This window comes from Amycolatopsis sp. NPDC089917 (assembly GCF_040684635.1).
Lineage (GTDB): Bacteria > Actinomycetota > Actinomycetes > Mycobacteriales > Pseudonocardiaceae > Amycolatopsis.
In genome coordinates this window covers 1-15,071 of sequence record NZ_JBFBGL010000009.1, presented here as the reverse complement: position 1 = coordinate 15,071, position 15,071 = coordinate 1, and the positions used below count along the sequence as shown (strand labels likewise).

Annotated in this window: 8 protein-coding genes and 2 tRNA genes; 4 read left to right on the top strand and 6 right to left on the bottom strand. The window is 71.8% G+C overall.

What is annotated here, in order from left to right; all coding sequences use genetic code 11:
• The first annotated feature begins 5 nt into the window (after positions 1-5).
• Genes AB0N89_RS09035 through AB0N89_RS09025 form a run of 3 tightly spaced genes read left to right on the top strand, consistent with a single transcriptional unit; the run spans position 6 to position 7,431 of the window.
• Entirely contained in the window at positions 6-1,751 is a 1,746-nt protein-coding gene (locus AB0N89_RS09035; RefSeq protein WP_364202021.1) for a fatty acyl-AMP ligase, read from the top strand.
• Positions 1,748-5,944: a beta-ketoacyl synthase N-terminal-like domain-containing protein gene (locus AB0N89_RS09030; RefSeq protein WP_364202018.1), complete on the top strand. Its 4,197-nt coding sequence runs from the start codon at positions 1,748-1,750 to the stop codon at positions 5,942-5,944. The genes AB0N89_RS09035 and AB0N89_RS09030 overlap by 4 nt, the downstream gene beginning before the upstream one ends.
• Positions 5,941-7,431, top strand: a complete 1,491-nt coding sequence (locus AB0N89_RS09025) for an MFS transporter (protein ID WP_364202016.1) — start codon at positions 5,941-5,943, stop codon at positions 7,429-7,431. The genes AB0N89_RS09030 and AB0N89_RS09025 overlap by 4 nt, the downstream gene beginning before the upstream one ends.
• On the opposite strand, the gene AB0N89_RS09020 is transcribed toward AB0N89_RS09025, so the two are convergent.
• Positions 7,403-7,825 (bottom strand): VOC family protein, encoded by a 423-nt coding sequence (locus AB0N89_RS09020; RefSeq protein ID WP_364202014.1) that lies wholly within the window; start codon positions 7,823-7,825, stop codon positions 7,403-7,405. The two genes, AB0N89_RS09025 and AB0N89_RS09020, sit on opposite strands and share 29 nt — an antisense overlap.
• 88 nt (positions 7,826-7,913) lie before the next feature.
• On the opposite strand from AB0N89_RS09020, the gene AB0N89_RS09015 reads away from it, so the two are divergent.
• Positions 7,914-8,498 carry a TetR/AcrR family transcriptional regulator gene (locus AB0N89_RS09015; RefSeq protein WP_364202011.1) on the top strand — a complete coding sequence of 195 codons (585 nt, stop codon included), beginning with the start codon at positions 7,914-7,916 and terminating at the stop codon, positions 8,496-8,498.
• A 70-nt stretch (positions 8,499-8,568) separates the two neighbouring features.
• Here AB0N89_RS09015 and AB0N89_RS09010 read toward each other — a convergent pair.
• The 5 genes from AB0N89_RS09010 to AB0N89_RS08990 form a co-directional block, all read right to left on the bottom strand.
• Positions 8,569-8,640 (bottom strand) — tRNA-Val (locus AB0N89_RS09010).
• Positions 8,641-8,676: 36 nt separating this feature from the next.
• Positions 8,677-8,751: transfer RNA gene (locus AB0N89_RS09005), tRNA-Val, on the bottom strand.
• A gap of 80 nt (positions 8,752-8,831) precedes the next feature.
• Complete coding sequence (locus AB0N89_RS09000) at positions 8,832-10,676, bottom strand: protein kinase (protein WP_364202008.1); 1,845 nt, start codon at positions 10,674-10,676, stop codon at positions 8,832-8,834.
• Between the two features lie 9 nt (positions 10,677-10,685).
• On the bottom strand, positions 10,686-12,569 hold the full coding sequence (locus tag AB0N89_RS08995) for a serine/threonine-protein kinase (protein WP_364202005.1): 1,884 nt from the start codon (positions 12,567-12,569) through the stop codon (positions 10,686-10,688).
• A gap of 48 nt (positions 12,570-12,617) precedes the next feature.
• On the bottom strand, positions 12,618-14,852 hold the full coding sequence (locus tag AB0N89_RS08990; protein ID WP_364202002.1) for a heavy metal translocating P-type ATPase: 2,235 nt from the start codon (positions 14,850-14,852) through the stop codon (positions 12,618-12,620).
• Positions 14,853-15,071 lie beyond the last annotated feature (219 nt).

The window sequence follows — 15,071 nt, the reverse complement described above, 5'->3', positions numbered from 1 at the left end:
ACGTCATGTCCCTGGCCCCCGAAAACCTGCCGGCCACGGCCGGCCCCACCCTCCCCGCCTGCCTCCGGCATTGGGCCGACACCGACGGCGACCGGCCCGCGCTGACCTTCGCCGACTTCGCGACCGATCGCGCCGGACGGCGGCGGACCCTGACCTGGAAGCAGCTCCGGGAGCGCGTCGACGCCGTCGCGGGCGCGCTGCCCGTCCGGCCCGGGGACCGCGTGGCCGTGCTGTGCCCGCAGAGTGCCGAGTACGTGGTCGCCTTCCTCGGCGCGATCACCGCCGGGGCGATCGCCGTGCCGCTGTTCGACCCCGGACTGCCCGGGCACGCCGGACGGCTCGCCGCGGTCCTGACCGACTGCTCCCCCACAGCGGTGATCACCACCTCCGCGGCCGAGGACGCGGTCCGCGAATTCCTCGCCGGCCTGCCCGGCGGCGAACGCGTCGCCGTCGTCGCGGCGGACAAGCCGTCCGAAGGCCCCACCCGCGCGTGGCCCGCCCCGGATCCGACGCCGGACGACGTGGCCTACCTCCAGTACACCTCCGGTTCGACCCGCAGCCCGGCGGGCGTGGTGCTGAGCCACGCGAACGTGCTGGCCAACGTGCGCCAGGCGGTGGCGGGACTCGGCATCGACCCGGCCGCGGGGACCACGGTGTCCTGGCTGCCGCTGTTCCACGACATGGGTCTCGTGCTCGGCCTGATCACGCCGCTGGCGACGGGCGTGCGGTCGGTGCTGATGGATCCGCTGGCCTTCATCGAACGCCCGCTGCGCTGGCTGGAACTGCTCGGCGACTTCAACGGGAGCTGGAGCGCCGCCCCGAACTTCGCGTTCCACTACGCCGCGAGCCGGGTGCGCGAGGAGGACCGCGCCAAGCTCCGCCTCGACCGCGTCGCCGCGATCGTCAACGGCGCGGAACCGATCAACCCCGACGTCCTCGACCGCTTCCACACCGTCTTCGCCGATTCCGGCTACCAGCCGGAGAAGACGCGCCCCGCGTACGGGCTCGCCGAGGCGACCGTCTTCGTCACCACCGGTCCAGGCGTCCCGCCGCGCGTCACCACTTTCGACCGTGCCGCACTGGGCACGGGGACAGCACGGCAGGCGGACGACGGGCTCCGCCTGGTCGCCTGCGGTGTCCCGGTGGGTCAGCACGTCGCGCTGGTCGACCCGGAAACCGGCGTCGCGCTGGCGGACGGGTCCGTCGGCGAGATCTGGGTCCACGGACCCAACGTCGGCACCGGCTACTGGGAAAAACCCCTGGAGAGCACCGAGACCTTCGGCGCCCGGCTGACCGGGGACCTGGGCGGGCTCCCGGAAGGGCCCTGGTTGCGTACCGGCGACCTCGGCGTCCGGTACGACGGCGAGGTCTACATCGCGGGCCGGATCAAGGACCTGCTCATCGTCGACGGCCGCAACCACTATCCACAGGACGTCGAAGCGACGGCGGCCGCGGCCGATCGCGACATCCGCCCGGGCAGTGTCGCCGCGTTCGCCGTCGAAGGCGCGGACACCGAAGCGGCGGTCATCGTCGCCGAACACCGCGGTCACACCGCCCTGACCACGGACGACGAACGCACCCTCGCCGTGGCGATCCGGCGGCTGGTCTCCGACGCGCACGGTCTCGCGCTGCGCGACGTCGTGCTCGTCCCGGCGGGCCTGGTCCCCCGGACCTCCAGCGGCAAGATCGCGCGCGGCGCCTGCCGCGACCGCTACCTCGCCGGCGATTACGGAAAGGCCTTGGTGCGATGAGAAACCCGTCGTTCGACACCCCCGCCCTTCGCCGCTGGCTGCTCGACACGGTCGCCGAGCACACCGGCGTGGACCCGGCCCGGCTCGAAGCCGACCGTCCCCTCAGCGACTACGGCCTGTCCTCCCGTCAGGCCGTCGGCATCGCCGCCGATCTCGAAGACCTGCTCGGCACCGCGCTCCCGTCCACCTTGCTGTGGGAGAGCCCGACCATCGACCACCTCGCCCGCTCCCTCACCGGCGGCACCGAACCGGAATCCGAGCCGACGGGCACGGACCGGCGCCGGACCGACCCGATCGCCGTCGTCGGCCTCGGCTGCCGCTGGCCGGGAGCGAACGGCCTCGACGAGTTCTGGGACCTGCTGAGCAGCGGACGGGACGCCGTCCGGACCGCGCCGCCAGGCCGGTGGAACGCCGACGCGGCGCCGATCGTCGGCGGCTTCCTGGACGACGTGGCGGGGTTCGACGCCGACCACTTCGGCATCACCCCGCGTGAAGCGTCCACAATGGACCCACAACAGCGGATGCTGCTGGAGGTCACCTGGGCGGCGCTGGAGCACGCCGGGATCGCTCCGGCCTCCTTGCGCGGCAGCCGGACCGGCGTGTTCACCGGGATCTCCACCCACGACTACGGGCATCTCACGATGTCGGGCGGCGGCGTCGATCTCTGGACGGCCACCGGCGCGGCCGGGAGCATCTCGGCCAACCGGCTGTCCTACGTCTACGACCTGCGCGGACCGAGTATGGCGGTGGACACCGCCTGCTCGTCGTCGCTGGTCGCGGTGCATCACGCCGTCCGCGCGCTGCGCGACGGCGAGGCGGATCTGGCGTTGGCCGGCGGCGTGAACCTCATGCTGCTGCCCGGGCCGACGGCCGCGTTCGCCGCGGCGGGACTGCTCGCCGGGGACGGCCGGTGCAAGACGTTCGCCGCGGGCGCCGACGGTATCGCGCGCGCCGAAGGCTGCGGCGTCGTCGTGCTCAAACGGCTGGCCGACGCCGAGTACGACGGTGACCGGGTGCTGGCGGTGATCCGCTCCACCGCGGTCAACTCCGACGGCCGTTCACAGGGGATGGCGGCGCCGAACCCCGTGGCCCAGCAGGAAATGCTGCGCACGGCGTATCACGGTGCCCGGCTCGATCCGTCCACTGTGGATTACGTCGAGGCGCACGGCACCGGCACGTTGCTGGGCGATCCGATCGAGGCTCGCTCGCTCGGCGCCGTTCTCGGCAAGGACCGCCCCTCCGACGCGCCGCTGCTGATCGGTTCGGTGAAGACGAACATCGCGCACGCGGAGGCGGCCGCCGGGATCGCCGGGCTGATCAAGGTCGTGCTCGCGCTGTCCCGCGACGAACTCCCGCCCCAGTTGCACTTCGCCGCGCCCAACCCGCACATCCCGTTCGGCGAGCTGCGCCTGAGGGTGGTGACCGAACCGACGCCGTGGCCGCGCCGGTCCGGCCGCGCCACGGCGGGGGTGTCCGCGTTCGGGTTCGGCGGGACCAACGCGCACGTCGTCCTCGAACAGGCGCCGGCGCCGGAACCCGCCGCGGACCGTGCGGGCGTCCGGATCGGCCTGCTGTCCGCCCGCACTCGCGACAGGCTCACCGAACGCGCGGCGCAACTGGCGAACTGGCTGGAAGCCACTCCGTCGCTTTCCCTCGCCGACGTCGCCCACACACTCTCCCGGCGCGACAACGGCGGACCGCACCGTGCCGCCGTCGTCGCCGGGGACACCACCGAACTGGCGGCGCTGCTGCGAGCCGTCGGCAGCGGTGCCGATCCGCTGCCCGCCGGCGCGGTCACCGGCACCACGCTGAGCACCGACGGCCCGGTGTTCGTGTTCTCCGGGCACGGTTCCCAATGGCCGGGGATGGGCCGCGGGCTGCTGGCCGCCGAGCCCGCTTTCGCCGCACAGGTCGACAAGCTGCACGACTTGTTCACCGAGCACACCGGCCGATCACTGCGCGCCTTGCTGCTCACCGAGGATCCTTTGTCCCTGCCCGAAACCCAGACGGCGATCTTCGGGACGCAGGTCGCGTTGGCCGCCCAATGGGAGGCGCTCGGCGTCCGGCCCGCGGCCGTCGTCGGGCATTCCCTCGGCTCCGCGGCGGCCGCCGTCGTGAGCGGCGTGCTCACTCCCGACGAGGCCGTCCACCTGGTCGCGACCCGGGCCCGGCTCCTGGGCACCATCGGACCGGGCGGCGCGATGGCGGCGATCGAGCTGGCGCCGGAGGAACTGGAGCTGTATCCGGACATCGAACTCGCCGTCGAATCCGCGCCGGGTCAGCTGACCGTGGCCGGGGACGCGACCGTGCTCGACCTGCTCGTGGCGGAACTGGAGGCCGCCGGGCTGACCGCGCGGCGGCTGCCGGTCGAGGTCGCCGGGCACTCCGCCCGGGTCGACCCGGTGCTGCCCGCGCTCCGGGAAGCGCTTGTCGAATTGGGCGGCCGCCGTCCGACAGTGCCTTGGTACGACACGGTTCTCGCCGATCCGCGCGAGCTTCCGGACTTCGACGCCGGGTACTGGGCGGCGCACCTGCGGCGGCCGGTCCGCTTCCGGCAGGCCGTGGCGGCCGCCGCCGCGGACGGGCACCGCGTGTTCCTGGAGGTGTCGCCCCACCCCATTCTGCGGGGTTCGGTGGCACGGACCCTCGCGGCCGAAGGGATCGACGACGCCGTGGTCACCGGCACCCTGCGCCGTGGCCAGGACGAGGTCCGCGCGCTGGGCGCCGCCGCGGCCGAGCTGTACTGCGCGGGCACCCGCATCACGACCGCCGATCCGGACGACGGCGCCCGGCTGGTCGACGTCCCGCCGATGCCGTGGCGGCACGAACGGCACTGGTACACCACCGTCGAGGTGCCGCCGTCGTTCGCGGCGCGCACGCCGGACCCCGAGCCCGTCCGGAGCGGCGGCGGTGATCGGCTGACCGAGATCGTCGCCGCCGTGATGGGACTGCGCCCCGACCGCATCGAGGCCGACGTCCCCCTCGTCGAACTCGGGCTGGATTCCTTGATGGCGAACCGGATCCGGGACGCCGTCCGCCGGGAGTTCGGCACCGAGCCCGACGCGGTCAGCGTGCTCCGGGGCGCCACCCTCGCCGATCTCAGCCGCGATCTCGCGCCACGCGAGGACGAGGATCCGCGGCCGGCCCGCGGCCGTGCCTGGGACGCGGCCGACAGGCTGGTACTGCGGCTGTGGCAGGAGCACACCGGAACCGACGCGGGCGGCACTCATGTCCGGCTGACCGAGAGCGGCACACCGGATCGGCTGGCCGAACTGCTCGCCGAGGGACTCAGCACCGAACTCGACACGCCTGTCGACGCCGCCGAACTCCGGCGGCACGATTCCCTCGCGGCCATCGCCGACGTCGCCCGCGCCGTCCTCGACACGAGGGAGGAGCGCGGACCGGTCCACGTCCTCACTCCCGGCGAAGAAGGGGTCGCGCCGCTGCTGCTGTTCCATCCCGGCGGAAGCACCTGCACGGTGTACCGGCCACTGCTGGACCGGCTTCCCACCGCGGTGCCGTGCGTCGGGTTCGAACGGGTTCCCGGTGTCGGCATCGAAGAGCGGGTCGAGCAGCTCTTGCCGTTGGTGCGGGCACAGCGCCGGGACCGGCCGTACCGGCTGGCGGGCTGGTCGTTCGGCGGGGCGCTGGCCTACGGCGTCGCCGCGCGGCTCGCCGAGGAAGGCGAAGACGTCGAGTTCGTCGCGCTGATCGACACCATGCTCCCGCTCCCGGAGCCGGATCTCGACCCGCGCGCGTCGTCCGCCCGGCGGTTCCTGCGGTTCACCGGCTACGTCGAAGGGACCTACGGCCGCGAAGTCCGGCTCGGCCACGAGGAACTGGCGCCGCTGCCCGAAGAGGAGCAGATCGAGCTGACCATGCGCCGGGTCGCCGAAGCCGGTTTGCTCAGCCCCGGTGTGCTCCGGCACCAACGTCAGTCCTTTTTGGACACCTTGGCGGCCGAACGCGCCACGCCTCGCCGTTACGACGGCCGGGTCGTGCTCTACCGGGCGATCGAGCAGTACGCGGCCGGACTGGCGATGGAGCCGCGGTACTCACGCACGGATCTCGCGGCGGGCTGGGCGAACCTGTGCCCCGATCTGGAGATCGTGCCGGTCGAGGCACATCACCTGTCGGTGGTCGACCCGCCGCACGTCGATGTCGTGGCGAGGCATCTGGCGGGACTCCTGTGACCACGGCCCGGGCCGAGCGAGCGGTCGACCGCGCCTGGCCGCTCCTGGCGGTGCTCGGCGCCGGGCTCTTCCTCGTCGCCGTCGACGCGACGGTGCTGCACGTCGCACTGCCCGACCTTGTCCGGCAGTTGCGGCCGGGCGCGGCGGCGCAGGTGTGGATCGTGGCGATCTACCCGCTGACCGCCGCGCCGCTGCTGCTTCCGTTCGGCACCCTCGGCGACCGGTACGGACGGCGGCGCGTGCTGATCGCAGGGTACGTGGTGTTCGGGATCGCGTCGCTGGGCTGCGCGTTCGCGCCGAACGTGCCGGTGCTGCTGGGGTTCCGCGCGCTGCTCGGCTGCGGCGGCGCGATGATCATGCCGGTGACGATGTCGTCGCTCCGGGAGCTCTTCCCGGAGCGACGGCACCGCCGCACGGCGATCGCGGTGTGCAGCGGGATCGCCGGGACCGGCTCGGTGTTCGGGCCGATCCTCGGCGGAGTGCTCGTCGAAACGTGGGGCTGGCGGGCGACGTTCCTGCTGAACCCGCCGGTGATCCTCGCGGCGGTGGTCCTGGCCCTGCGGTGGCTGCCCCGGAGTCCGCCGGGTGAACGGCCCTGGGACGCCATCAGCGCGGCTCTCGCGGCGGGCGGTGTGCTCGGGATCGCCTTCGCCGTCGGGCACCCGGGTTCCTGGCTGCCGGCCGTCGCTTCGGGCACGCTCGGCTGTGTCCTCATCGGACTGTTCGCCCGCCGTCAGCGCCGGACCGATCCGCCACTGCTGGACCTGACCCTGTTCCGGCTGCCGGGGGTACGGCCCGCGGTGGGCGGAATCCTGCTGGTGATGAGCACGCTGGTCGGGCTCGGCCTGTTGTTCGCCCAGTACCTCCAGGTGGTGCTCGGGCTTTCCCCGACGTCGGCGGCGGCGCGGCTGCTCCTGGTGCTGGGCGCGTCGGCCGTCGGCAGCGTGGTGACCCCGTCGCTGCTGGGGCGGTTCGGCAACGCGCGGGTCCGCACGGCCGGCTTCGCGGTGGCGGCGGTGTCCTTGCTGGTCCCGGCCACCGGATCGGCCGCGCTGACGTCGCCGGTGCTCCTCGGCGCCGGGTTGACGGGGCTGGGTCTGGGGATGGCGCTCGCGCTCACGTCGAGCACCGACACCCTGCTTTCGGCGACGTCGGCCGATCAGGCGGGCGGCGCCGCGGCGGTGGAGAAGACGGGATACGAACTGGGCGCCGGTTTCGGGACGACGGTGTTCGGTTCACTGGCCGCGGTGGTGTACGCGGGACATCTGGCCGTCCCGGCCGGGCTGTCCGACGCGGCCCGGCACCTCGCTCTCTCCGGTCCGGCTCAGGCGGAGACGGCTGCCTCGGACCTTCCGCCGCACTTGGCAGGCGAACTGCTCGACGCCGCACGGGCCGCCTGCACGGCCGGGCTCCAGGTGTCGGCGGCTGTCGCTTGTGGACTGTTCCTGATAGCCGTACTCATCGGCTCGGGCGCGCCTCGTCGGTGAACTGCCCGGCGAACTCGTCGGTCGGCGGGATCTCCTGGATCACGTCGATCAACACGCCGTTGGGATCCGCGACGATGAAGTGCCGCTGCCCGAATTCCTCGCTGCGCAAGGAAAGCGCCTCGGGCAGGCCCGCCTCCCCGACCAGCCGCCGGTGCTCGGCGTCGACGTCTTCGACCTCGAAGTTCAGCAACAGCCCCCGCACGGGTTCGCCGAACCCGGCAGGAAGGGTTTCGTGCCCGGGGGCGAGGATCGCGAGCTCCCACCCGTCACGTTTGAGGCTGACGTACCAGTCAGCCTCGAAGGTGAGCTCGAAGCCGAAGTGGCTGCAGTAGAAGTCCCGCGTCTCGGCGATCTGCTCGGTCATGATTACGGGATAGAAGCTGGTCAGACGCATGGTTCTCCTTGCCTTACGAACAATACCGACCGTCGGTTTGTTTCTTTGAAGTTAGCCAACCGACGGTCGGTATGTCAAGATTCCGGACATGTCCCGCACGAAGCAGCAGCAGCGCGAAGAGACCATGGAGGCCTTGACCACCACCGCCCGCCGGTTGTTCGCCGAACACGGGTACGGCAAGGTCGGGCTGGAGACCATCGCGCAGGCCGCAGGCGTGAGCAAGGGCGCGCTCTACCACCACTTCAGCAGTAAGGCGGACCTGTTCCGGCACGTACTCGGCGTCGTGCAGCACGACGTCGGAGAGCAGATCGCACGGGCCGCGGACGCCGCACCCGACTCATGGGCGGGACTGCTGGCGGGATGCCGCGCGTTTCTCGCCGCGGCGACCGATCCGGAGACCCAGCAGATCATGCTGCTGGACGGTCCGGCCGTGGTCGGCTGGCAGGATTGGCGCGAACTCGACGCCGAGTCCAGCGCCCGTCACCTCGCCGAAGCACTGACCGGACTGATGGCCGAGGGCGTCCTGGCGAAGCGCCCGGTCGAACCGTTGGTGCGCCTGCTTTCCGGCGCGATGAACGAGGCCGCTGTCTGGCTGGCCCACTCCCCCGATCCCCAAGCCGACCTCGCCGCGACGATGGACACGCTCACGCCGATGATCGAAGCGTTGCGGTAGGTGCTCCTCGGGGGATCGAGGGTGAAAGCGCAACGCGAAAGGCCCCACCCTCGTCGGGTGGGGCCTGCGGTGGGCGATACTGGGATCGAACCAGTGACCTCTTCGGTGTGAACGAAGCGCTCTCCCCCTGAGCTAATCGCCCGCGGTACGAACTCCGGTTCACCTGGGGAAGCGAACCTGGTGCGCGATACTGGGATTGAACCAGTGACCTCTTCCGTGTCAGGGAAGCGCTCTCCCGCTGAGCTAAACGCGCGTGATGTAGTTGTTCGTACGGGAGATACCTTAGCGGACCCCGTTTCCTGGCCGTCACAGGGGGTTGCCTATCCGCGATACTCAGGGTTTCGGCAGCCGCGACGCGATCGAGCCGGCGATCGCCTTCGCCCGGTCGCACGGGCTGCCGGTCCCCTCGCGGGCGAGCAGCCGGACGGCGACGTGTTCGACCTCGCGCTCCGCGACCGGACGGTGCTGCCAGGTCACGGCGCAGTTCGAAGCGACGGGCTCCCGGACGTCGCCGGTGACGCCGTTGCCGAGATCGACCGGCGACCCCTCGGGCAGGTACGCGCCTCGCTGCAACTCGACGGTCAGGGTGTCCCCGCCGCCCACCCACTCGCAGATCCGCAACGTCCGCGGCGCGGACTGCGCGTTGGGCACGTTCTTGGCGATGACGGCCGGATCCGCGACCGCGCACGGATCGAGCGGGAGGATGCTCGCCTGTTCACCGGGGCGGTCGACCTCGTGGGTGCGCAGCCGGGTGAGGGCCGCGGTCAGCATGTCGTCGGCGGCCTTGCAGGGGTCACCTTCCCTGCTCGGATGGGAGACGACGACACCGAGCCGCCGGTCCGAAGGCAGCTGGGCGACCGAGTCGCAGCCGCCGCTGACCGTGCTGCGCAGCAAAGGGACTCCTTCGGCGGTGCGATCGGTCCGTTCGAGGCTGCTCGCGGTCACGCCTTCGCCGAGCCGGAGTTCGAAGCTGACGCCCTTGAGGCCGGTGTACTTGCAGCGGGCCGGGTAGCTCGAGTCCGCGTCCGCCTCCAAGGTGCCGAACTCCTGCACGAACCGGCCCGCGAGCACCTTGCACGGGTCCACCAGGCGCAGCCGTTCCGCGCCGAGCGCCTCGGTCGCCGCCAGCGAAGTCGTCCCGGGGCTCTCGGGTTTGGCGTATTCGGCGATGGAGAGACCGAGCGCCACGATCCCCGCGACCAGCAGCAGAACGACGCCTGCCAGCGAGCCGAACAGGGTCTTCTTCGTCCGTGGCGCCATCTTCTTGGGCGGCGGCCGCCAGATCGGCAGCGGCAGGGCCAGCACCGAGCGCACTTCGGCGTCCTGCCGCTGGATCCGGGCGTGCACCGCGGGCGGCCAGGGCGCCGCGCCCGGCGGCACCGGGCCGAGGAAGTCCAGGATCTGTTCCGGGGTCGGCCTCTGTGCCGGGTTCTTGGCGAGGCAGGGCTCGGCGAGCTGCCGGATCTCGTCCGGCACCGCGCTGAAGTCCGCGGCGGCGTGCACGACGTTATACAGCGTCTGCGGTGCGGTCGGGCCGGTGAACGGGCCGCGTCCGGTGGCCGCCATGACCAGGATCGCGCCGAGGGAGAACACGTCGCTGGCACCGGTGACCTGCCCGCTGCCCGCCTGTTCCGGGGACATGAACGCGGGCGATCCGATGATCGCGCCCGTCCCGGTGAGTTCCTGTGCCTCCTCCGCCCCTCGCGCGATGCCGAAGTCGATCACCCGGGGTCCGTCACTCGTCAGGATGATGTTGCTGGGCTTGAGGTCCCGGTGGATCAGCCCGGCACGGTGGATCTCGGTCAGCGCGGCGGCGAGCCCGGACGCCAGTACGCGGACCGACTCGGCGGGCAGGGGCCCGGCGGCGTCCACCGCCTCCTTCAACGACGGCCCGGTGACGAAGACCGAGGCGAGCCACGGGGTTTCCGCTTCCGCGTCGGCGTCCATGACCGCGGCGGTGTACGCGCCGGAGACCAGCCGAGATGTGGCGACCTCGCGACGGAACCGCTCCCGGAAGCGCGGATCGTGCGCGAACTGGGCGTGCAGCTGTTTGACCGCGACGAGCCTGCCGTCCGGCGCCAGGCCGAGCACGACCCTGCCCATGCCGCCTTCACCGAGTTCGGCGATGATCCGGTACGGGCCGATCTGCCGGGGTTCGCCGGGACGCAACGGTTTCACTGGTCAGCCCTAGGGTTTCGGGAGTTTCGGCAGCAGGGCTTCGGCGAAGCCCTTCGCCTTGTCACAGGCCTGAGCGGCGGTCAGTTTCGTTCCGCTGGTACCGAACGTCAGCTCGACGTTCTCGCCTTCCCGGTCGCTGATCTGCCGGTGCTGCCAGGTCAGCGAGCAGGTCGAGCGCGCGATCCCGTCGTCCGCCTCGGCCAGGAACACGGTCTTGCCGCCGATGTCCAGCGTCGCGGTTTTCGAGTAGTAGGAGTCTTTCGACTGGACCGGCGGATAGCTCTTCAGGAGCTTCAGCCGCAGGCTGCCCGCCGCGTCGTACTGGCATTCGTGCAGGTGCTCGCGGATGGCTTCGACCACCGGCCCGATCAGGCGGTCGGCGGTCGCGGGGCCGACCAGCGCGCACGGGTCCAGCGGGGCCAGCGTGCCCGCCGGGAGCTCACGTTCCTGGCCGCCCGCCCTGATCCGTTTCACCGCGTCGGCCAGCGCCGCTTTCACCGCGGTGCAAGCTTCGTCCTTTGTGGACATCGAGTTCACCCGGGCGCTCAGCTCGGTGTTCCGCACCCCGGTGACCGGCACGGAGACGCCGCAGGAGCCGTCGGATCCCTTGAGGGTCAACGGAAGTCCTTCGAGTTCACCGCTCGGTTCCCCGCTCACCAGGCCGCCGGCGATGTCCAGGTCCAGCCATGTGCCCGTGGGCGAGGTGTACGTGCACGTGTCGAAGTCGACGGAGCTCTTCTTGCTCATCTTCCCGAGCCCGGGCACGTCGCGTCCTTCGAGCACCTTGCACAGGTCGACCTCGCGCAGGTTGTCCGGGCCGAGCGGATCCGCGTTGACGGGGGTGCTCACCGGCATGTCCGGGGCCGGGGACGTGCTCGGCGCGGCGACGGCCGGAGGCGGGTCGTCCCCGTTCGACGACACCGCCGCGACGACGCCACCCCCGAGAAGCACGACGGCGGCCGCGGCGAGTCCCGCGTACAGGCCACGCCGGGACTTCTTCGGCGGAGGCGGGTTCAGCAGCCGCCTGACCTCGGCCTGCTGGGTTTCGATGAGGTGCGACACCATCGGCGGCCACGGAGTGACCATCGGCGGGATCGGGCCGAGCCGCTCCAGCACCCAGGCCGGGGACGGCCGGTCCGCCGGGTTCTTCGCGAGGCACGGCTCGACGATCCGCCGGAGGTCCGGCGCCAGCGGCCGCAGGTCGGGGTGGACGTGCACGACGTTGTACAGCGTGTGCGGGGTGGACGTCCCGGTGAAGGGGTTCGACCCGATCGCGGCCATCACCAGCAGCGCGCCGAAGGAGAACATGTCACTCGCCGGGGTCAGCGGCTTGCCCTCGGCCTGCTCCGGCGACATGAACCCGGGCGAGCCGATCACCGCGCCGGTGTGCGTGAGTTCGGAGTCGCCTTCGACGGCGCGGGCGATGCCGAAGTCGATCACCCGGGGACCGTCACCGGTGAGGATGACGTTGCTCGGCTTCAGGTCCCGGTGGATCAGCCCGGCGCGGTGGATGTCGCCCAATGCCAGCGCGAGCCCCGCGGCGAGATGCCGGACCGCCATCGGCGGCAGCGGCCCGCCCGCCGAGACCGCCTCGGACAGCGCCGGTCCCGGCACGAACACCGAGGCCAGCCACGGTGTCGGCGCGTTCGGATCGGCGTCCATCACCGGGGCGGTGTACGCGCCGGACACCAGACGCGACGTTTCGACCTCCCGGCGGAACCGCTCACGGAAGCCGGGGTCGTGCGCGAAACCCGGGTGGACCTGCTTGATCGCGACCAGGCGACCGTCGGAGGAGGTCCCGAGCAGCACCCGGCCCATCCCGCCCTCGCCGAGCGCGGCGAACACCCGGTAGCGCCCCACGCCGGTGGGTTCGCCGGTGTTCAACGGCTTCACGAAAGGCCCCCTTGTCCGGGGCCGATGGTACAAAACCACCCGTAAGTGTCACGCAGCGCGTCGGTCCGACCGGCCGAAATCCTTCAGGCGAAGGCTGTTGGACACGACGAGCACGGACGACAGCGACATCGCCGCCCCGGCGATCAGCGGGTTCAGCAGGCCCAGCGCGGCCAGCGGGATCGCGGCGACGTTGTAGCCGAACGCCCAGGCCAGGTTCCCCCGGATGATCCGCAGCGTGCGATCGGCGAGCCGGATGGCGTCGGGGACCACGCGCAGGTCTTCGCGGACCAGCACGATGTCGGCCGAGCGCAGCGCGATGTCGCTGCCCTGGGCCATCGCCATGCCGAGATCCGCGGTGGCCAGCGCCGGGCCGTCGTTGATCCCGTCGCCGACCATCGCGACCCGCGCTCCTCCTGCCCTCAGCTCCTCGATGACCTGCGCCTTCTCGGCGGGCAGGACGCCGGCGCGCACGTCGGAGACGCCGATCTCGTCCGCGATCGCGCGGGCGGCCGCTTCGTTGTCGCCGGTCAGCAGCACGGTCCGCAGGCCGAGCGCGTGCAGGTCCTCGACGGCGGCCCGCGCCGACGGCTTCACGACGTCCCGGATCACCAGCTGCCCGGCGACCCGGCCGTCCACCGCGACGAGGATCGCCGTCGCCCCGTCCTGTTCGGCGGTCGCGAAGTCGCCGGGGACGCCGATCCCGCGCTCGGTGAGCAAACGCGAGTTGCCGACGAGGACCTCGTGTCCCTCGACCTCGCCCTTGGCGCCGAGCCCGGGCAGCGCGCCGAACCCTTCGACCGGGGGAAGGTCCGGGAGTTCGGCCCGTGCCGCGGTGAGGACGGCGGCCGCGATGGCGTGTTCCGAACCGGCTTCCACCGAGCCGGCGAATCGCAGCACCTCCGGCACGGTGAACCCGTCGGCGGGACGGCACGCGGCGACGGTCATCTTCCCGGTGGTCACGGTGCCGGTCTTGTCCAGCACCACGGTGTCCACCGTCCGGCTCGCCTCGAGCGCGTCGGGTCCCTTGATGAGGATGCCCAGCTGGGCGCCGCGGCCGACCCCGGCCATGAGCGCGGTCGGCGTGGCCAGGCCGAGCGCGCACGGACAGGCGATGATGAGGACGGCGACCGCCGCCGCGAAACCTTCCCGGGTGGGAGCCCCGCCGAACAGCCACACCGCCAGGGTCAGGACGGCCACGCCGAGGACGGCGGGCACGAACACCGCGCAGATCCGGTCGACCAGGCGTTGCACGGCGGCCTTACGGGCCTGCGCGCGTTCCGCCAGCGCCGTCATCTGGGCCAGCTGGGTATGCGCGCCGACCGCTGTCGCGCGGACGACCAGCCTGCCGTCCCGGTTCACCGAGGCGCCGACGACCCGGTCCCCCTCGGTGACTTCCGCGGGCACCGGCTCGCCGGTCACCGCACTGACGTCCACAGTGGACAGTCCACTGTCGACGATCCCGTCCGCCGCGATCGACTCCCCCGGCTTCACCACGAACAGATCACCGACGGCCAGCTCGCCGATCGGGACCATGCGCTCGACACCGTCCCGCAGCACACGGACGTCCTTGGCCGCCAGGGCATCGAGCGCCGCCAGGAGCCCGGCCGCGCCGCGCCGGGACCGGCTCTCGAAATACCGGCCCGCGAGCAGGAAAGTGGTCACCCCGGCGGCGACGTCGAGGTAGATCGCGTCCGCCCCGGCCGCCGTCGGGCCGAAGCCGATCCAGTACCCGGGTTCCGCGCCGCCGGCGAAAGCGGACCACGCCGACCACGCGAACGACGAGAGCACTCCCAGCGACACCAAGGTGTCCATACTGGACGAACGATGGCGAAGGTTCCGCAGGGTGGCCCGGTGGAAGGGCAGCGCGGACCAGAACACCACCGGCACGGCGAGGACGAGGCACAGCAGTTCCCAGCCGGGGAACCGCAGCCGCGGCACCAGGGCAAGGGTGATCGAGAGATTCCCCAGCGGGATCGCCAGAAGAGCAGCGACGACCAGCCGCCTGCGGAGATCGCGGACCCGCTCGAAGCCGGTGTCCGGATCCTCGTCCCCGCGGATCTCCGCCGTGTAGCCGGATTTGCGGACCCGCTCGATGAGGACGTCGTCGGCCAGCGACTCGGGCACCTGCACGGTGGCGCGCTCGGTCGCGTAGTTCACCGACGCGCGGACACCGTCCAGCTTGTTCAGCGTGCGTTCCACCCGCGCCGAACAAGCGGCGCAGGTCATCCCCGACACGGTCAGCTCCACCGTGCGGACGGCGGCCTCCGGCGCGGAAATCGTCATTTCGTGGCACTCCCAGGATTCACCAGTGGTTCCTTGGTGGTGGAACAGGTGTCCCGGATGGTGTCGCGAGGCAGATTACCGCCGCCGGGAACCGAACCCTCCGGCGGCCCGACTACTGCTGTGGTGGTGGAAGCAGGTGTCCGGAGATTTGGGGTGAGGGTGGCGGAGAAGCGTCGGTACAGGGGGTCGTGAGTGGCGATTCGGGTTTTATCCCAAAAT

Bases quoted from the DNA above. Each gene is read 5' to 3' on its own strand.
- AB0N89_RS09015 (WP_364202011.1), top strand. From the start codon at position 7,914: ATGTCCCGCACGAAGCAGCAGCAGCGCGAAGAGACCATGGAGGCCTTG.
- AB0N89_RS09030 (WP_364202018.1), top strand. From the start codon at position 1,748: ATGAGAAACCCGTCGTTCGACACCCCCGCCCTTCGCCGCTGGCTGCTC.
- AB0N89_RS08990 (WP_364202002.1), bottom strand. From the start codon at position 14,852: ATGACGATTTCCGCGCCGGAGGCCGCCGTCCGCACGGTGGAGCTGACC.
- AB0N89_RS09035 (WP_364202021.1), top strand. From the start codon at position 6: ATGTCCCTGGCCCCCGAAAACCTGCCGGCCACGGCCGGCCCCACCCTC.
- AB0N89_RS09020 (WP_364202014.1), bottom strand. From the start codon at position 7,825: ATGCGTCTGACCAGCTTCTATCCCGTAATCATGACCGAGCAGATCGCC.